The sequence below is a fragment of the Microbacterium sp. 05T445 genome (assembly GCF_056395865.1).
The window spans coordinates 1389043-1407651 of record NZ_JBFTKJ010000002.1 but is presented as its reverse complement, the minus strand read 5'-3'; the positions used below and the strand labels follow the sequence as shown (position 1 = coordinate 1407651).

The window sequence follows — 18609 nt, the reverse complement described above, 5'->3', positions numbered from 1 at the left end:
CGCGTCAGCGGGAGTTCTCGTCCTGCTCGAGCATGCGCGTGAGGTAGCGCGCGACGGCACGGACCGCCGCGAGGTTCGTGGGGTAGTCCATGCGGGTCGGCCCGAGCACGCCGACGCGGGCGACCGAGCCGGTCGCGTCGTAGTCGCTGGCGACGACGGATGCCTCCGCCAGGCCGAACGGCTCGTTCTCACGGCCGATGCTTGCCGCGAGCCCCTGCTCGTCGGCCACCATGTCGCCCATCAGTCGCAGCAGCGTGACCTGCTCCTCGATCGCCTCGAGCAGCGGGTAGATGCTGCCGCGGAAGTCGGCCTCGCGCCGAGCGAGGTTGGCGCTGCCTGCCATCACGAGCCGGTCCTGGCGGAACTCCTCGAGCTCTTCGGCCACGGCGCGCACGATCTCGTCGGTGGCGCGCTCGTGCGCCGGCGCCTGCTCGGCACGCGCGCCGAGGCGGTCTGCGATGCGCTGCAGCCCCTCGCGCACCGGCCTGCCGACCAGCAGCGTCCCGAGTCCGGCGCGGATGCGGGCGAGGTCGGCGTCGTCGAAGTCGTCACCGACGTGCGTGAGTCGCTGCGACACCCGGCCGGTGTCGGTGACGAGGATCACCAGCATCCGTCCGCCGCCGAGCTGCACCAGCTCGACGTGCGTCACCGTGGCGCGGGCGAACGAGGGGTACTGCACGATCGCGACCTGGCCGGTGAGCTGGGTGAGGGCGCGCACGGTGCGCACCAGCACGTCGTCGAGGTCGCCCGAGCCGTCGAGGAACGACGCGATGGCGGAGCGCTGCGCGGGGCTGAGCGGGCGCAGCTCGGCCAGGTGGTCGACGAAGACGCGGTACCCCTTGTCGGTCGGCACGCGACCCGACGAGGTGTGGGGCGCCACGATGAGCTCTTCGTCCTCGAGCAGCGCCATGTCGTTGCGGATCGTGGCAGCGGACACGCCGAAGGCGTGCCGCTCGACGATCGCCTTGCTGCCGACCGGCTCGCGCGTGTCGACGTAGTCCTGAACGATCGCGCGCAGCACCTGCAGACCCCGCTCGCTGACCATCCCGCCTCCTCACGCCGCGTCTGGCACTCGCATGACTGGAGTGCCAATTCTATCCGATGCACCTGTCAGGATCGCCGAGCGACGCCCGAGCGGGTCTTCCACCCCCAGGAGGACCCCTGTACGCGGTGGACGGATCACTCCGTGAGGCTGCGCACGACCGCGTCCGCCAGCAGCCGTCCGTGCCGGGTCAGCACGACGCGGCCGTGGACGGCGGCGGGGCCGTCGATGAGCCCGTCCGCGATGAGGGCGGCGACGGCGTGGCGTCCTTCGCCGAGCAGCTCCGCGACCGGGAGCCCCTCACGGATGCGGGTGCGGAGCAGGACGCTCTCGAGCGCGCGGGCCTCGGCATCCGGGATCTCGCGACCTGCCGCCGGCGATTCTCCGGACGCGAGCCGCTGGGCGTACGCGGCCGGGTGCTTGACGTTCCAGAACCGGACCCCGGCGATGTGGCTGTGCGCGCCTGGCCCGAACCCCCACCAGTCCGAACCGGTCCAGTACGCGAGGTTGTGGCGCGACCGATGCGCGTCGCCGCGTGCCCAGTTCGAGACCTCGTACCAGTCGTAGCCGGCGCCCGCGAGAAGGTCGTCGGCCAGCTCGTACATATCGGCCTGGAGGTCGTCGTCCGGTGCGGGGACCTCGCCGCGTCGGATCTGACGGGCCAGCTTCGTGCCGTCCTCGATGATGAGCGCGTACGCCGAGAGGTGGTCGGGCTCGAGGGCGGCGGCGGTCTCGAGCGAGGCGCGCCAGTCGTCGAGGGACTCCCCCGGGGCGCCATAGATGAGGTCGACGCTCACGTCGAGCCCCGCCTCGCGTGCGGCCGCCACGGCGGTGCGCACGTTCTCGGGGTCGTGGGTGCGGTCCAGGGCCGCCAGCACGTGCGGCACGGCCGACTGCATGCCGATCGACAGGCGGGTGACGCCGGATGCCGCGAGCTCGGCCGCCACCGCCGGGGTGACCGTGTCGGGGTTCGCCTCGACCGTGACTTCGGCGCCCTCGACGATGCCGAAGGCACCGCGGACGCCCTGGAGCATGCGGCCCAGGTCACCGGGCGGGAGCAGCGTGGGCGTGCCGCCGCCGAAGAACACCGTCGACGCCGCACGGTTGCCTCCCGCCCGCTCGAGCACGGCCGATGCGAGCTCGATCTCGCGCAGGAGGGTGTCGGCGTACTGGTCCTGGCGGGCGCCGCGCAGCTCGGAGGACGTGTACGTGTTGAAGTCGCAGTAGCCGCAGCGGACCCGGCAGAACGGCACGTGCAGGTACACGCCGAAGTCGGTCGCCTCGTCGACGCGGGTGCCCGAAGGCAGCGATCCGTCCGCGGGAACGGGCTCGCCGAGCGGAAGAGCGGAGCCCATCAGCGCCTCACGCGGGGGTCGTGTACAGCGGCGAGATCGCGCGCAGGTAGCGGGTGAACAGCTCGCGCCGTCGGCGCTTGGTGAGCGCCGGGATGACGCGGTAGAGCACGGCATGCGGAGCGTCGAACGCCCGCACCGTGAACCACACCTCGTCGTTCTCGTACCACTCGATCATGAACGACTCCTCGCCGCTGACGACCGAGTCGCTCACGGTGCCGAGCGCGAAACCGACACGCCGGGGCTCCTCGACAGCGAAGATGACGCGCAGCTCGGCGTCGGCGCGCAGCCCCTTCACGCGGCCGTCGACGCGGATCGTCGTGCCGGGCCCGACGAACGGCGTACCCTCGGCGTCGAAGCGCTGCTCGGCTTCGGAGCGGCTCGGCGCGACGGGGTTGCCCTCGGCGTCGAAGCTGACGCCCGAGTACGTCGGCCCGGACGCGGGCCGGACGTCGGTGACCTCGAGTCCCGCGCCCTTGAGCGCGGTCCATGACATCAGCGCCTCGCTCGCGGCCTGGAAGCGGCCCTCGCCACTGCCGATGCGCCACGATTCCTCCGCGGGGATGCTGCGCTCCGGCGGATATTGCATCAGATCGGGCGCCTGCGTGGCGCCGACGGCGGCGTAGTCGACGGTGTCGTCACGGAAGGTTCCTCGACGCATGGGTACCAGCCTAAGGGGTGCTCCTGACCGGCTCGTGGGAGGCGCCCGCCGGCATTGGGCTCACGGCCGACGGCAGGCGTGTCGGCCGGCCATGCGAGACTGCCGGAATGCGCGCTGCGGACTTCCTTCAGCCACCCGTCGTGGCCGTCCGCGCACGGGACGAGCTCGCGCCGGCCGACCGTACCCGATGGCCGGTGACGATCCCGGCGGTCGCTCAGCTGCTCGACGAGGGCCTCGACCTCGGCCCAGGGGTCACGTTCCTGGTCGGCGAGAACGGGTCGGGCAAATCGACGGTGCTCGAGGGCATCGCGATCGCCTACGGGTTCTCACCCGAGGGCGGGTCGGCCTCAGCCCATCACCGCACCCGCGCCACCGAGTCGCCGCTGTCGGACTGGCTGCGGATCCAGCGCGGCGTAGGCGCCGCGCGATGGGGGTACTTCCTCCGCGCCGAGACGATGCACTCGTTCTACACGTATCTCGAAGAGAATCCCTCGGCGCGCGGAGAGCCTGCCTTCCACGAGATGAGTCACGGCGAGTCGTTCCTGGCGATGTTCGACACGCGCTTCGACTCCCCCGGCTTCTACTGCCTCGACGAGCCCGAGGCGGCGCTCTCGTTCTCGTCGACCCTCACGCTCATCTCGACGCTCCACCGGATCGCCGAGGAGCGCGGACAGGTGCTGTGCGCGACGCACTCCCCGGTGCTCGCATCGCTCCCCGGCGCGCGCATCATCGAGCTCGGCCCGTGGGGCATGCGCCAAGCCGAATGGGACGACCTGGAACTGGTCTCGCACTGGCGCTCATACCTGTCGGCGCCGGAACGGTACCTGCGACACCTGCTGGCGTGATCGGGCGCACGGCCCGGGCGGACGCTACTTCGCGCCCTTGCCCTCGACGTCTCCCGAGAGGGCGGCGATGAACGCCTCCTGGGGGACCTCCACGCGACCGACCATCTTCATGCGCTTCTTTCCCTCCTTCTGCTTCTCGAGGAGCTTGCGCTTGCGGGTGATGTCGCCGCCGTAACACTTGGCGAGCACGTCCTTGCGGATCGCGCGGATGTTCTCGCGCGCGATGATGCGTGCGCCGATGGCGGCCTGGATCGGCACCTCGAACTGCTGACGCGGGATCAGCTTGCGCAGCCGCTCGGTCATCATCGTGCCGTACGCGTAGGCCTTCTCGCGGTGCACGATCGAGCTGAACGCGTCGACCTTCTCGCCCTGCAGCAGGATGTCGACCTTGACGAGGTCGGCGGTCTGGGAGCCGGCGGGCTCGTAGTCGAGGCTGGCGTAGCCCTGCGTCTTGGACTTCAGGTGGTCGAAGAAGTCGAACACGATCTCGCCGAGCGGCATGTTGTACCGCAGCTCGACGCGGTCCTCGCTGAGGTAGTCCATCCCGAGGAGCGTGCCGCGCCGCGACTGGCACAGCTCCATGACGGTGCCGACGTAGTCCTTCGGCAGCAGGATGCCGACCTTGACGACGGGCTCGGACACTTCCGCCACGCGCCCGTCGGGGTACTCGCTGGGGTTCGTGACGGTCACCGTCTCGCCGGTGTCTGTCATGACCTCGTAGGTCACCGACGGCGCCGTCGTGATGAGATCGAGGTCGAACTCGCGCGCCAGGCGCTCGGTGATGATCTCCAGGTGCAGCAGGCCCAGGAAGCCGCAGCGGAACCCGAATCCGAGGGCGACCGAGGTCTCGGGCTCGTACTGCAGGGAGGCATCCGAGAGCTTGAGCTTGTCCAGCGCCTCCCGGAGGTCGGCGTAGTCGCTGCCGTCGATCGGGTAGATGCCCGAGAACACCATCGGCTTCGGGTCGGTGTATCCCGGGAGCGCCTGCGTGGCGGGCTTGCGGTGGTTCGTGATCGTGTCGCCGACCTTCGACTGGCGCACGTCCTTCACACCGGTGATGAGGTAGCCGACCTCGCCGACGCCCAGACCTCGGGTGGGGTTCGGCTCGGGGCTGGACACACCGATCTCCAGCAGATCGTGGGTCGCCCTGGTCGACATCATCTGGATGCGCTCGCGCGGCTCCAGCTTGCCGTCGACCATGCGCACGTATGTCACGACGCCGCGGTACGAGTCGTACACCGAGTCGAAGATCATGGCGCGGGCGGGCGCGTTGGCATCGCCCTTCGGTGCGGGGATCTGCGCGACGATGCGGTCCAGCAGCTCCTCCACGCCCATGCCCGTCTTGCCGCTCACGCGCAGCACGTCGTCGGGCGAGCCGCCGATGAGCCCGGCGAGCTCGGCCGCGTACTTCTCGGGGTCCGCGGCGGGCAGGTCGATCTTGTTCAGCACCGGGATGATGTGCAGGTCGTTCTCGAGCGCGAGGTAGAGGTTCGCGAGCGTCTGGGCCTCGATGCCCTGCGCCGCGTCGACGAGCAGGATCGCTCCCTCGCATGCGGCGAGGGAGCGCGACACCTCGTAGGTGAAGTCGACGTGCCCGGGCGTGTCGATCATGTTCAGCGCGAACGTGCCGTCGGCCGTGGCCCACGGCATCCGCACCGCCTGCGACTTGATCGTGATGCCGCGCTCGCGCTCGATGTCCATGCGGTCGAGGTACTGCGCGCGCATGTCGCGGTCGGAGACGACGCCGGTGATCTGCAGCATGCGGTCGGCCAACGTCGACTTGCCGTGATCGATGTGGGCGATGATGCAGAAGTTGCGGATCAGCTCAGGAGGGGTCGCAGACGGCTCGAGAGGCTTCAGGGCGCGGGGTGACATGTCCAGACGATTCTACGGGTGCCGACCTGACAACCGGATGCCGTGCCGCCCGGCGCGCGCCTCTGCTCGCCGCTAACCTGGCCGCATGGTGGTCCAGGTCGTGCTCGTGCACGGCATCCGGACGTCCGCGACCATGTGGCGCGCCCAGGTCGAGTACCTGACCGCCCGCGGCAACCCCGTGACGGCGGTCGATCTTCCCGGGCACGGCACGCGGATGGCCGAGGCGTTCACCCTCGAGTCCGCCCGGGCGACGATCGACCACGCCGTGCGCTCGGCCGCGGAACGCGGCCCCGTCCTGCTCGTGGGCCACTCGATGGGTGGGCTGCTGTCGATCGCGTACACCGGGGGCGAGGACGAGCCTCCCGTCGCGGGCTTCCTCGCGGCATCCTGCACGGCCATCCCGCGCGGGGTGGGACTGGCGACCTACCGGATGCTCGCGCGCGGGTTCGACGCGCTTCCCGATCGCGGGATGTGGCTGACGGACCGCATGCTCGACCGCATCCTGCCCGACGAGACGCGCGCCGACTTCGGCGCCGGCGGCTACGCGCTGGACGCCCAGGACACCGCGCTGCGCAGTCTCTCGGTGCTCGACCTGCTCACGGCCCTGCGCCGCATCGACGTCCCGCTGTGGTTCGTCAACGGTCAGTACGACCAGCTGCGCGTCAACGAGAGGCTGTTCACGAAGGTCGCACCGCACGCCGAGCTCATCGTCGTGCCCCGCACGACCCACCACGTCACGGTGATGCGTCCGCGCGTGTTCGACGCCGTCCTCGAGGTCGCCCTCACCACCCTCGAGGTGTCAGACCGCTGAACCGGTCCGTGCGCGCGGGCGGATTGCGTACGTCATGATGCCGCCGGCGATCGACAGGATGCCGCCCACCAGGAACAGCAGCCAGAACCCGCCCACGAGCGCCACGAGCCCCGCGCCGAGCAGCGGACCGATGAGCTGCCCGAGGCTGGCCGAGACGTTCACGAAGCCGAGGTCGCGCGCGTGGTCCTCCGGGTACGGCAGCAGGTCGGTGCCCAGTGCGAGCCCCACCGACATGTAGGCGCCGTAGCCGACGCCCAGCAGCGCCGCGGCGATCATCGCGGTGGTGAGCGACGGCACCAGCACCAGGAGGATCGACGCGAACCCCTGGATGACGGCGGACCACACCACGAACGGGATCCGGCGGCCGGTGCGGTCGGAGATCCATCCCGACGCGATCGACGAGCCGACCACGAACACCGTGTAGACGAGGATCAGGAGCAGCAGCTCGTCCTCGGCGACGGCGGCATCCCGGTGCAGACCGTAGAGCAGGAAGAACAGCAGCAGGCCGGTGCCGAGGGCATTGCCGATGTTGACCGTCAGACGGCCCGCGAGCAGCCACGCGAAGTCGCGGTCGCGCAGTGCGGCGAGGCGTTCGCCGAGCGTGCGCACCTCGCGCGCGACCGCCACCTCCGACCGCGCCGGCGGATCGGGCAGCAGCAGCGCCGCCAGCGTTCCGACGACGGCGAGGAAGACGGCCAGGACGAGGTAGCCGACCAGCACGCCGAGCTCCAGGAGCACGATGACGCCCACGCCGACGACGATGCCCAGGGCCTGCGAAGACGAGACGGCGGCGGATGCCGCACCACGCTGGGTGGTCAGCTGGTCGGCGATGAGCGCTGTGAACGCGGCCGACGCCACTGCGACGCCGACCGACACGCCCACCCAGGCAAGACCGACGCCCCACGGCCCGGATGCGAAGGCGATCGCGCCGAGCGACACGGTGCCGAGCCACACTCCGCCGAGCGCCCAAGGGCGGCGGCGGCCCAGGCGACCGCGGGTCCGGTCGGAGAGGCCTCCCGCGACGGGTGCTGCGATCACGCCGGCGACACCGCCGATCGCGAGGACGAGCCCCGAGGAGACGACACCCGAGATCCAGCCGTCGGCGTCGTCCGGCGTGTTCAGCTGCAGCGGGATCAGCAACTGCAGCGGTGTCAGCTGCACCGTCCAGAGTGCGAGCCACGCGAGCGTGAAGAGAGTGAACCAGCCGACGCCGACCTTGGCGCCCTGCCGCGCGCTCATGCGTGGGCCTGGGCGATGAAGGCGCGGTACCAGTCGAACGACGCCTTGGGCGTGCGCGCGGCGGTGTCGAAGTCCACGTGCACCAGCCCGAAGCGCTGGGTGTAGCCGTCGGCCCACTCGAAGTTGTCCAGCAGCGACCACACGGTGTACTCCCGCACGTCGACCCCCGCCGCGACGGCGGCACCGACGGCGTCGATGTGGCCGGCGATGTAGGCGATGCGGTCCGCGTCGTCGACGGCGCCCGTGACGTGGTCGGGCTCCGGGAACGACGCGCCGTTCTCCCCGATGATCAGCGGCGGCAGGCCATCGCCGTAACGATCCCGGAAGCCCACGAGCAGTTCCGTCAGGGCCGAAGGCACGATGGGCCACTCCGGACCGAACCCCGTGACCGGCGCGCCCGACGTCGGGACGACCTCGAACGGGATCGGGCTGCCCTCGGGCGTCGCGGCGACCGAGGTCGGGTTGTAGAAGTTGATCCCGTAGAAGTCCGAGCCGCTGCTGATGAGCTCGAGATCGCCCTCCTCGACGGGCATGGGCGGGATGCCGAAGGCCTCGAGGTCCGGGTAGGCGCCCGTCAGGACGGGCTCCGCGAACACGCGGTTGTGCAGCAGGTCGTACGTCGCCGCCGCCATCAGGTCGACCTCGGACTCCGACGCGGGCAGCACCAGGGTGTGGTTGTTGACGATCCCGACCTCTTCGGCACCCGCGTCGCGCAGCACCCGCGTCGCGAGGCCGTGGGCGAGCAGCTGGTGGTGCACGGTGGGCAACGAGCCGAACAGCAGCTGCTTGGCCGGCGCGAGGGTGCCGACCGCGTACCCCTGCAGCGTCGTCGACACAGGCTCGTTGAGGGTGTACCAGTGGCGGATGCGGTCACCCAGCGCATCGGCGACGACCTGCGCGTAGTCGGCGAAGCGCAGCGCGGTGTCGCGCTCGAGCCAGCCGCCGCGCTCTTCGAGCACGCTCGGCAGATCCCAGTGGTAGAGCGTCGCGAAAGGAGTGATGCCGGCATCCAGCAGATCGTCGGCCAGCCGGCGGTAGTAGTCGAGCCCCGCCTGCACCACGGCGCCTCCGGGCTCGGGGAGCACCCGCACCCACGAGATCGAGAAGCGGTAGCGGTCGACGCCGAGGTCGCGCAGCAGCGCCACGTCCTCGCGATGCCTGCGATAGCTGTCCGGCCCCGGGTCGGCCGTGCCGCCGTCGCGCACCGCACCAGGCGTCTCCACGAAGTCGTCCCAGATCGACCGGCCGCGACCGTCTGCGGTGCGTGAGCCTTCGATCTGGAAGGCGGCTGTTGCGGCAGACCAGCGGAAGCCGTGGGGGAACGCGGACGGGTCGACGAGCGAGGCAGACGCCATGGTGAGCCCTTTCTCATGTGGCGTGCGGGCACCCACGCTGGCGCATCCGCTCCGTCGATCATGCACCACCCGCGGGACCACTCATGACCACGCGCGGCTGTCAACGCCGCACAGGACGACCTGGTAGACTCCCTGTTTGGCTTGCGTGTGGGTTCGCTCATACGACCGCCGCGAAGCGCCCCTCTCTCGCTGACCGGCACATCAATCCGATTCACCTTCGAACGAAAGAACCGTCGACACGTGGCGAACATCAAGTCGCAGATCAAGCGCAACAAGACCAACGAGAAGGCGCGCGAGCGCAACAAGGCCGTCAAGAGCGAGCTGAAGACGCACGTCCGTCGCACCCGCGAGGCGATCGCCGCCGGCGACAAGGCCGCGGCCGAGAAGGCGCTGGGCACGGCGGCCAAGAAGCTCGACAAGGCCGTCAGCAAGGGCGTCATCCACAAGAACCAGGCGGCGAACCGCAAGTCGGCCATCGCCAAGCAGGTCTCCGCGCTCTGAGGCATCCCGACCGCCGGTCGTGAGACCGACAGTCGAAAGCGCCCGTCCCGCAAGGGGCGGGCCTTTCGCGTCGCTCCCGCGGCTCAGGCCCCGTACGGGGCGCGCGTCGCGATGACGGTGATCATGCGTTCGAGTGCGAAGACCGCGTCGCGCGAACCGCCCTTGACCTCGGCATCCGCCCGCGCCGTGGCCTGGATGGCGCGACCGAGGCTCTCCTCGTTCCACCCCACCAGATCCCGGCGGGCGCGATCGACCTGCCAGTCCTTCATGCCGAGCCGCGCCGCGAGGGCGGCCGCCGGTTCGCGGTTGCCCGCCACGCGCGCCATGGTGCGCAGCTTCATCGCCACCGCCGCGACCAGCGGCACAGGATCGGCGCCCGAGGCCAGGGCGTGGCGCAGCGCGATGAGCGCCTCGCCGTACCGCCCGGCGATGGCGGTGTCGGCCACGGTGAACGCCGATGTCTCGACCCTGCCGCCGTAGTACCGTTCGACGACCTGCTCGGTGATGTCGCCCGGGACGTCCGCGATCAGCTGCTGGCACGCGGCGGCCAGCTCCGTGAGGTCGTCGGCGAAGGCGGACACGAGTGCGCGCAGCGCCGAAGGCGCGATGCGCTTGCTCGCCGCGCCGAACTCCCCCGCCGCGAAGTCGTAGCGATCGGAGTCGCGCTTGATGGCCGGGCACCCCACCTCGACGCCGGAGCCCTGGCCGGCCCGGATCGCGTCGAGGAGCTTCTTGCCCCGTACGGTGGCGCCGGTGTGGCGCAGCACGACCGTGGCGCCGTCCTGCGGGTTGGCGAGGTACGAGACCGCCTCGGCGAGGAAGGTGTCGGAGCACTTCTCGACACCGCTGACGCGGACGAGCCGCGGCTCGCCGAACAGCGACGGCGACGTGACCGCCAGCAGCGTTCCCGCCGCGTAGTCGTCGGCGCGCAGGTCGGAGACCTCGAGAGTCGGATCCTCGGCGCGGAGGTAGTCGCGCACACCCGCGATCGCGCGCTCCGCGCAGACCTCCTCCGGGCCCGACACCAGCACGATCGGCGCGGGCTGCGGGGCACGCCACGAGAGCTGAGGAATGGCGCTGCGCGCCGGCTTGGCGGGCGCTCGACGCGCGGAGGATGCCATTGCTCCACCCTACCGAGACCGACCGACGCTCGGCCGCCTAGCCGCCTCTCTCGCGCCACACAGACACCGCACCCGCTGCCCGGGACCACAGCGCCACGACGCCGTCGCGATCCGTGCGGACGATGCGGGCGCCCAGCTCCTCGAGGAAGGCGAGCGTCTCGTCGCGCGGGTGGCCATAGTCGTTGTCCGTGCCGACCGAGATCAGGGCGACCGCGGGCTGCGCGGCGGCGTAGAGCGCGGCATCTTGATCCGCGCTGCCGTGATGGGCGACCTTCACGATCGCGTACGGCGGATCGAGGAGCCCGGATGCCGTCAACGCGCGCTGCGGCGAGGCCGACAGGTCGCCCAGCAGGAGCGTGGGCGGGATGCCTCCTCCGCGGATGTCGACGACGACGCTGGCGTCGTTGCCCGATGGGAAGGCCCGACTGTCGGGCGGTGGCCACAGGACGCGCCACCGCGCGCCGCCGAGAGCGCCGGACATGCCCGCGGACGCCTGGACCGTGCGAGCTCCGGATGCCGTGAGGCCCGCGACCGCCTCACGCCCCTTGGCGACGTACGGGCCGAGCAGGACGGTGCCCACCATGCCCTGCACGGCCTCGATGCCCCCGACGTGGTCGAGGTCGTAATGGGTCAGCACCAGCAGGTCGATGCGGGAGATCCCGACGCGGGACAGACAGGCTGCCAGCGGCTCCGGTGCGGGGCCGGTGTCGACGAGGGCGACCGCCCCCTCGGAACGCAACAGCACGGCGTCGCCTTGACCCACGTCGCATGCCAGCACCGTCCATCCCGCCGGCAGTGCCCACCGTCCGGCCACCGAACCGAGCGCGGCGCCACCCACTCCGACGCCGGCGATCACCGCGACGAGCACGATCGACGTCCCGCGCACGAGCCGGTTCCCGCGCCCTCCCCCGCGCGGCAGCGTGATCGCCAGCGCGACCGCGAGTCCGGTCGCCGCCAGCGTGAGCGCTCCGGGCCACCCTTCGAGCCACGGAACCGCATCCAGTGGCAGGCTCGCCGTCGTGGTGGCCGTCGCGGCGATCCAGGAGGCCGGCACCCAGGCGAACGCCGTGAGCCCGGACTGCAGCCACCCCAGAGGCGCGCTCAGGCACGCTGCGAGCCCGAGCACCGTGGCGGCGGGTGCCGCCGGGCCGGCCAGGAGATTCGCGACGACACCGTACAGCGGCACCGTCGGCTGGATGAGAATCAACAGCGGCCCGCAGGCGAGCTGCGCCGCCAGCGGAACCGCCAGTGCCAGCGCGACCGGTCGGGGCATCGCGCGCGCCAGACCGGCCGCCAACGGGCGCGTGCCCACCAGCAGCGCGCCCGTCGCCGCCACCGACAGCGCGAAGCCCAGGGAGGCCGCGAGCCACGGATCGACGACGAGCAGTACGCTCACCGCGACGCACAGCAGCGCGAGGGCGGCTCCGGTGCGCCCGAGGAGCACGGCGAGCATCGCGATCGCCGCCATCGCCGCGGCGCGCACGACGCTGGGCTCGGGGGTGACCAGCACGACGAACCCGACGAGCGCCGTGAGGCCGCACGCCACGCGGACGCCGCGCGAGGCGCCGCACATCGCCGCCGCAGCGAACGCGAGGCCGACGACCAGGGCGCAGTTCGCGCCGGAGACCGCGGTCAGATGCGACAGCGATGCCTGCTTCATCGCCGCATCGAGTGCGGGCGAGACGCTCGAGGTGTCGCCGACGGCGAGACCGGGGATGAGTCCCGCGCCTTCGCCGGGAAGACCGTCGACGGCACGGACGAGCGCGTGTCGGAGGCTCGCAGCGACCTCCAGCACGCCGGCCGGCGGGCTCACGACCTCCACCCCGCGCGACGCCCACAGCACCAGCACCGCACGCTCCCCCGGACGCCCGGGCGTCGCGGTGCCGTGCACGTCGACGACGGCGCCGAGGTCCAACGCGGTGAGGACGTCGACGTCCTCCGGCGCGACGCGCACCACGATGTCGGCATCCGCCGCGACCGAGCGCTCGCCGACGCCGAACCGGCCCGCGCGCGCATCGAACGCCAGCGACCCGTCCGCGCGCCGTTCGACCTTGCCCACGACCTCCGCGCGGACGGCCACCGCGCGCCCGTGGTCGAGCGCGAGGTCGGCGATGCCGGATCGCGCGGCGCTCATCCACGCGACGTGGGAAGCCGAGGCGGCAGCGGCCGCTGCGGCGAGGACGAGGATGACGACGGCGCGGCGCAGGGCCGGCCGCGCACCCCGGGACCGCGCCCGGCCCAGCCACAGCACCGTGACCGTCGCCAGCCCGACGAGGGCCCACAGCGAGAGCGCCATCCAGGCCGCCCAGGACGGCGCGAGGATCGCCGCGCCCGCCGTCGCCCACGCGGCCACGGCGACCGGGACCAGTCGCAGCGCACCTCGCGGCATCAGCTACACCGTCACGAGGTCGCGGAGCGATTCCAGCATCTTGTCGCCGATGCCCGGCACCGCCAGCAGGTCCTCGATGCTGGTGAATCCGCCGTTGTCGTCGCGCCACGCGATGATGCGCTCGGCCAGTGCCGGACCGATGCGGGGAAGCGTCTCGAGACGGCCGGCGTCGGCCGTGTTCAGGTCGATCTTCCCTTCGGGTGCCGCCGGCACCGCCCCGCCGGGCGCCGCCGGCACTTCGCCTTCGCGCGGCACCGGCAGCTGCTCGCCGTCGTCGAGTCCGCGCGCCAGGTTGACCCCGTCGCGATCGGCGTCGTCGGCGAAACCGCCGGCGGCCGCGATCGCATCCACCACACGGGAGCCGCCCGGGAGCACGTACAGCCCGGGTGCTCGCACCGCCCCGGAGACATGCACGTAAAGCCCCGTCGAGTCCGTCGCGGACGCCGCTGGGGTCGGGTCGACCATGACCTCGTCGACGGGCGCCGTCGCGCCGCGAAGGATGCCGATGCCGACCGTGACCGCCAGCGCGGCGATCACCACCACCACGACCGCGCCGATGCCCAGCCGGCGACGGGCGGATGCGGCATCCGTCGTCGCGGCATCTCGGGGGTCACCGGCGGTCACGGGCCCACGCTAGGAGGAGCAGCCCTCACACCCCGACGGCGGCCGGGAGGTCGTGAAGACCCCGCGGCCGCCGTCGGCTGTGGAGGAGCGTCAGTGCGTGCTGAAGCTCACGACCTTGGGCGGACGCACCACGGCGCGCGTGATCTCACGCCCGGCGAGCGACCGCACGACCTTCTCGTCCGCGCGGGCCAGGCGCTCGAGCTCGGCGGCATCGATGCGAGCGGGGACCTGCAGCGTCCCGCGCACCTTGCCGTCGATCTGCACCACGGCGGTCACGCTCTCCTCGACCAGCAGCGTCGGATCGGCGGCGCGCCATGGCACCAGGCCGACGAAGCCGTCGTAGCCCAGGATCTCCCACATCTCCTCCGCCAGGTGCGGGGCGAACAGGTCGAGGACCATCGCGGTGGCCTCGGCCGCTTCGCGCACAGCGGGGTCGGCGGGGCCGGCACCGGTGTCGATGACCTTGCGTGTGGCGTTGACGAGTTCCATCAGCCGCGCGACGACGACGTTGAACTTGGTCTGCTCGACCAGCCCCGGGGCATCCGCCCACAGACGGTGCGTCACACGGCGCAGCGCCGCGTCGCCCTCGGCCCAGATCACGTCGGGCTCGCTCGTGACGTCCTTGGCGACGCGCCAGGCGCGCGCCAGGAACTTCTGGGCACCCGTCGTCGAGACGTCCTCCCAGTTGATGTCGTCCTCGACCGGTCCTGCGAACACCATCGCGACGCGAGACGCATCGGCGCCGGGGTCGACCATGCTCGCGGCGAACTCGACGAGGTTGCCCTTCGACTTCGACATCTTCGAGCCGCCCAGCAGCACCATGCCCTGGTTGATGAGGCTCGAGAACGGCTCGGTGAAATCGATCAGTCCCATGTCGAACAGGACCTTCGTGATGAACCGCGCGTACAGCAGGTGCAGGATCGCATGCTCGACGCCGCCGATGTACGAGTCGACGGGCGCCCAACGGTCCGCCTCGGCAGACGGGAAGGCCTGCGTCGGGTCGTTCGGCGCGAGGAAGCGCAGGAAGTACCACGAGCTGTCGACGAACGTGTCCATCGTGTCGGGGTCGCGCAGCGCCGGCTCGCCCGTCTCGGGGTCGGTCGTCTGCATCCACTCGGTCGCGCCGCCCAGCGGCGACGTGCCCTTCGGCTTCAGGTCCAGCCCTCGCGCATCGGGCAGCTCCAGCGGCAGCTGGTCGTCGGGGACCGGCACGATGCGACCGTCCTGCGTGTGGATCATGGGGATCGGCGTGCCCCAGAAGCGCTGGCGCGAGATCAGCCAGTCGCGCAGGCGGTACGACTTGGCGGCGCGTCCGGTGCCGGCGGCCTCCAGCTGTTCGATGATGCGTGCGATCGCGTTGCGCTTGGAGAGCCCGTCGAGCGAGCCGGAGTTGATCAGGCGGCCTTCACCGGTCAGCGCGATGCCCGTCTTGGCCGGGTCGATATCGGCGAGGGACTCGAGCGGACCCGGATCCAGCGGCACACCGTCGTCGTCGAGCTCGATGACGGGGATCGCGCCGGTGATCGGCGCGGTCGTGTCGACGACGACCTTCACCGGCAGGTCGAACGCCCGCGCGAAGTCGAGGTCGCGCTGGTCGTGGGCCGGAACGGCCATGACCGCACCGTGGCCGTAGTCGGCCAGCACGTAGTCGGCGGCCCAGATGGGCAGGCGGTCGCCGTTGACGGGGTTGATCGCGAAGCGGTCGAGGAACACGCCCGTCTTGGGCCGATCGGTCGACTGACGCTCGATGTCGGTCTCGCGCTGGACACGCTCGACGTAGTCCTGGAAGCGCATGCGCACCTCGGCCGACGAACCCACTGCGAGCTCCGCGGCGAGGTCGCTGTCGGGCGCGACGACCATGAAGGTGGCGCCGTGCAGCGTGTCGGGACGCGTCGAGAACACCGTCACCTTGTCGGCGCGGCCCTCGATCTCGAAGTCGATGTCGGCGCCGACCGACCGGCCGATCCAGTTCCGCTGCATGCGGAGGACCTTCTGCGGCCAGAAGCCCTCGAGCTGGTTCAGGTCGTCCAGCAGCCGGTCGGCGTAGTCGGTGATCTTGAAGTACCACTGCGTCAGGTTCTTCTTGACGACCTCGGCGCCGCAGCGCTCGCAGTGGCCGTCGACGACCTGCTCGTTGGCCAGCACCGTCTGGTCGTTCGGGCACCAGTTGACCGGGCTCGCCTTGCGGTACGCCAGGCCGCGCTCGTACAGGCGCTGGAACAGCCACTGGTTCCAGCGGTAGTACTCGGGGTCGCTGGTGTGCAGGATGCGGGACCAGTCGTAGGACGAGCCGTACTCGCGGAAGCTCTTCTTGTGCTGCTCGATGTTCGCGTACGTCCACTCGCGCGGGTCCGAGCCGGCACCGCCCTTGATCGCCGCGTTCTCGGCGGGGAGGCCGAACGAGTCCCACCCGATCGGGTTCAGGACGTTGTAGCCGCGGTGACGCCAGAAGCGGGCCACGACGTCGACGTACGCATAGTTCTCGGCGTGGCCCATGTGCAGGTCTCCCGAGGGGTACGGGAACATGCCGAGCACGTACTTGCGGGGACGCGTGTCGTCGGCGCCGCCGGCGCGGAACGGGTCGGCCTCGGCCCAGCGCGCCTGCCACTTGTTCTGGATGGCGTACGCGTCGTAGCCCTCGGCGGGCGCGGTGGTGTCGGAGGAGACGGTCTGACTCACGGGGGAAGAACCAATCATCGGATGCCGGAAAAGCGCGCGCAGCGCGCGAAGCGCATCCTCCAGGTTAGCGGAATGCCGCGCTCACCAGCCCGGCGGAAGGGTCGCCCCCAGCGCCGCCAGGGGTCCGCGAGCCTTCACGCCGACCTCAGCGACCTCGGCGGCGGCATCCGACCGCCACGTGATGCCCCCTCCGGCGCCCACGTACGCGCCGCCCGGTCGTACCACGATCGAGCGGATGACCATCGCGAGATCGAGGGCGCCGTCTTCGCCCACCCAGCCGAAGCAGCCGGAGAACACCCCGCGCGGGGCGGCCTCGAGGCGGTGCAGGATCGTCATCGCCGAGAGCTTCGGCGCACCCGTCATGGATCCGGCCGGGAAGGTCGCGTCCAGCAGGTCGCCGAGGGTGGTCCCGGGAAGGAGGGATCCCGACACGGTGCTCACGAGCTGGTGCACCGCGGGATACGACTCGACCTCGAGCAGGGCGTCGACCCCCACCGTGCCGTCGACGCTCACGCGGGAGAGGTCGTTGCGCATGAGGTCGACGATCATCACGTTCTCGGCCCGCTCCTTCTCGTTCGCGCGAAGCTCCGCGGCGAGCGCCGCGTCCACCTCGGGGTCCTGATCGCGGGGGCGTGTGCCCTTGATCGGACGGGTGCGCACGACCGGGGCGCCCTCGGCCGCGTCGATGTGGAGGAAGCGTTCGGGGCTCGCACTCAGCAGCGCCACGTCGCCGGAGCGCACGAAGCCGCCGTGGTGCGCGGGCGTGGCCGCGCGCAGCCGGGCGTAGGCCTCGAGCGGATCGATGCGCCCCGCCACCTCGAAGCGCGTCGTGAGGCACAGCTGGTAGGCATCCCCTTCACGGATCGCATCGCGGCAGCGCTCGATCAGCGCCGCGTACTCGACAGGGGTATGCCGTGCGGCGGCGGTCCCGCGCGACGACGCCGGGGCGACGGGCGCGGCGGCGGGGACGACGCCCACCGCTGCGGCGAGCGCATCCACCTCGGCGGCAGCGCCGAGGACGTGGACGCGACGCGTGCCGTGGTCGAACGCGATGAGGGAGGCGACCCGCAGCCACAGCTCCCGCGGCACCGCATCGTGGTCGTGCGCTGCGGGTGCGCCCGCCCGTGCGGCGGCGTCGTCGTATCCGATCCAGCCGACCCACCCGCCGCGGAACGTGGGACCGTCGTCCTCGGGTCCGTCGCCTGCGCAGACCGTGTCGCGCACGACCCGTGGGTCGGCGGGGGCGCCGGTTCCCATCCAGCTCCAGCCCTCCGCGGCGTCGGGACCGGCATCCAGCCAGAACGCATGCGTCTCGTGCGCGAACAGGGCGGCGAAGACGGATGCCGGATCCGCCCAGTCCGGGACGTCGACGACGGCGAGGGGCTCCGACATGTTCCCAGGTTAGAGGGACGCTGCGGCCTCTAGGCTCGTGGCGTGAACGAGTTCCTGACGTGGCTGCTCGACGCTGTGCAGAGCGTCGATCCGGTCGTCAGGACCCTCCTCGCGGGCCTGGCGATCATGCTGGAGACCAGCGTGCTCGTCGGACTCGTCGTCCCCGGCGACACCGTCGTCATCGTCGCCGCGACGGCGGTGGCCTCGCCCTGGGAGGGCGTGATGCTGGGGGTCGCCGTCGTGATCGGCGCCCTCATCGGCGAGAGCATCGGCTTCTGGCTCGGCCGGCTGATCGGCCCGAGCATCCGCCACTCGCGTCTGGGCCGGCGCATCGGCGAGGAGAACTGGCAGCGGTCCGAGCGCTACCTCCGCCGACGCGGCGGTCCGGCGATCTTCATCTCGCGGTTCCTGCCGGTGCTCCACTCGCTGGTACCGCTGACGGTCGGCATGAGCGGCTTCCCGTATCGACGCTTCCTCGCCTGGACGATCCCCGCCTGCGTGCTCTGGTCGACCCTCTACATCTCGGTGGCCTCGGTCGCCGCGGGGACCTACCGCGAACTCTCCGATCAGCTCCATTACGCCGGCTACATCTTCGTCGGCGTGATCGTGCTGTTCCTGGTGCTCGTCTTCGTCGCCAAGAAGGTCCTCGAGCGCGTGGAGCGCCGGCACCTGGAGCACGACGGCCCGGACGAAGTCCACACGACGGACGTGAAAGACTGAGGG

The 18609-nt window shown here is 71.3% G+C and carries 15 protein-coding genes; 4 read left to right on the top strand and 11 right to left on the bottom strand.

The genetic code is table 11. The annotated features are described in order from the left end of the window. Positions 1 to 4: 4 nt before the first annotated feature. From hrcA to AC1DDU_RS16115, 3 genes are all read right to left on the bottom strand, one after another. On the bottom strand, positions 5 to 1045 hold the full coding sequence (gene hrcA, locus AC1DDU_RS16125; protein WP_477435837.1) for a heat-inducible transcriptional repressor HrcA: 1041 nt from the start codon (positions 1043 to 1045) through the stop codon (positions 5 to 7). Between the two features lie 134 nt (positions 1046 to 1179). Continuing rightward, positions 1180 to 2397, bottom strand: coding sequence for a radical SAM family heme chaperone HemW (hemW, locus tag AC1DDU_RS16120; RefSeq protein WP_477435835.1), 1218 nt, complete (start codon positions 2395 to 2397; stop codon positions 1180 to 1182). Between the two features lie 7 nt (positions 2398 to 2404). Next, on the bottom strand, positions 2405 to 3055 hold the full coding sequence (locus AC1DDU_RS16115; protein WP_477435833.1) for a DUF1990 family protein: 651 nt from the start codon (positions 3053 to 3055) through the stop codon (positions 2405 to 2407). A 107-nt stretch (positions 3056 to 3162) separates the two neighbouring features. Between AC1DDU_RS16115 and AC1DDU_RS16110 the strand changes: the two genes are divergently transcribed. Then, positions 3163 to 3900 (top strand): AAA family ATPase, encoded by a 738-nt coding sequence (locus tag AC1DDU_RS16110; protein WP_477435832.1) that lies wholly within the window; start codon positions 3163 to 3165, stop codon positions 3898 to 3900. 24 nt (positions 3901 to 3924) lie between these two features. Here AC1DDU_RS16110 and lepA read toward each other — a convergent pair whose 3' ends face one another. Further along, positions 3925 to 5775: a translation elongation factor 4 gene (gene lepA / locus AC1DDU_RS16105; protein ID WP_477435830.1), complete on the bottom strand. Its 1851-nt coding sequence runs from the start codon at positions 5773 to 5775 to the stop codon at positions 3925 to 3927. A gap of 85 nt (positions 5776 to 5860) precedes the next feature. Here lepA and AC1DDU_RS16100 point away from each other — a divergent pair, with 85 nt between their 5' ends. Further along, on the top strand, positions 5861 to 6586 hold the full coding sequence (locus tag AC1DDU_RS16100; RefSeq protein WP_477435828.1) for an alpha/beta fold hydrolase: 726 nt from the start codon (positions 5861 to 5863) through the stop codon (positions 6584 to 6586). Here AC1DDU_RS16100 and AC1DDU_RS16095 read toward each other — a convergent pair. Together AC1DDU_RS16095 and AC1DDU_RS16090 are read right to left on the bottom strand one after the other, a co-directional pair. After that, the gene (locus tag AC1DDU_RS16095; RefSeq protein ID WP_477435826.1) at positions 6575 to 7825 is read right to left on the bottom strand and encodes an MFS transporter; all 1251 of its coding nucleotides are present in this window, start codon (positions 7823 to 7825) and stop codon (positions 6575 to 6577) included. The two genes, AC1DDU_RS16100 and AC1DDU_RS16095, sit on opposite strands and share 12 nt — an antisense overlap. Beyond that, a complete protein-coding gene (locus tag AC1DDU_RS16090; protein WP_477435824.1) occupies positions 7822 to 9180 on the bottom strand; it encodes a GH1 family beta-glucosidase in 1359 nt (452 codons plus the stop codon). The genes AC1DDU_RS16095 and AC1DDU_RS16090 overlap by 4 nt, the downstream gene beginning before the upstream one ends. A gap of 240 nt (positions 9181 to 9420) precedes the next feature. On the opposite strand from AC1DDU_RS16090, the gene rpsT reads away from it, so the two are divergent. Further along, positions 9421 to 9681, top strand: a complete 261-nt coding sequence (gene rpsT / locus AC1DDU_RS16085; RefSeq protein WP_477435822.1) for a 30S ribosomal protein S20 — start codon at positions 9421 to 9423, stop codon at positions 9679 to 9681. A gap of 83 nt (positions 9682 to 9764) precedes the next feature. Here rpsT and holA read toward each other — a convergent pair whose 3' ends face one another. From holA to AC1DDU_RS16060, 5 genes are all read right to left on the bottom strand, one after another. Then, positions 9765 to 10802 (bottom strand): DNA polymerase III subunit delta, encoded by a 1038-nt coding sequence (gene holA, locus AC1DDU_RS16080; protein WP_477435821.1) that lies wholly within the window; start codon positions 10800 to 10802, stop codon positions 9765 to 9767. Between the two features lie 37 nt (positions 10803 to 10839). Then, the gene (locus AC1DDU_RS16075; protein ID WP_477435819.1) at positions 10840 to 13191 is read right to left on the bottom strand and encodes a ComEC/Rec2 family competence protein; all 2352 of its coding nucleotides are present in this window, start codon (positions 13189 to 13191) and stop codon (positions 10840 to 10842) included. Between the two features lie 3 nt (positions 13192 to 13194). Beyond that, the gene (locus AC1DDU_RS16070) at positions 13195 to 13815 is read right to left on the bottom strand and encodes a ComEA family DNA-binding protein (RefSeq protein WP_477435817.1); all 621 of its coding nucleotides are present in this window, start codon (positions 13813 to 13815) and stop codon (positions 13195 to 13197) included. A 90-nt stretch (positions 13816 to 13905) separates the two neighbouring features. Further along, positions 13906 to 16512 (bottom strand): leucine--tRNA ligase, encoded by a 2607-nt coding sequence (leuS, locus tag AC1DDU_RS16065; protein WP_477435815.1) that lies wholly within the window; start codon positions 16510 to 16512, stop codon positions 13906 to 13908. Between the two features lie 63 nt (positions 16513 to 16575). Then, complete coding sequence (locus tag AC1DDU_RS16060) at positions 16576 to 17886, bottom strand: anthranilate synthase component I family protein (RefSeq protein WP_477435813.1); 1311 nt, start codon at positions 17884 to 17886, stop codon at positions 16576 to 16578. A 42-nt stretch (positions 17887 to 17928) separates the two neighbouring features. On the opposite strand from AC1DDU_RS16060, the gene AC1DDU_RS16055 reads away from it, so the two are divergent. Beyond that, positions 17929 to 18606 (top strand): DedA family protein, encoded by a 678-nt coding sequence (locus tag AC1DDU_RS16055; protein ID WP_477435812.1) that lies wholly within the window; start codon positions 17929 to 17931, stop codon positions 18604 to 18606. Positions 18607 to 18609 lie beyond the last annotated feature (3 nt).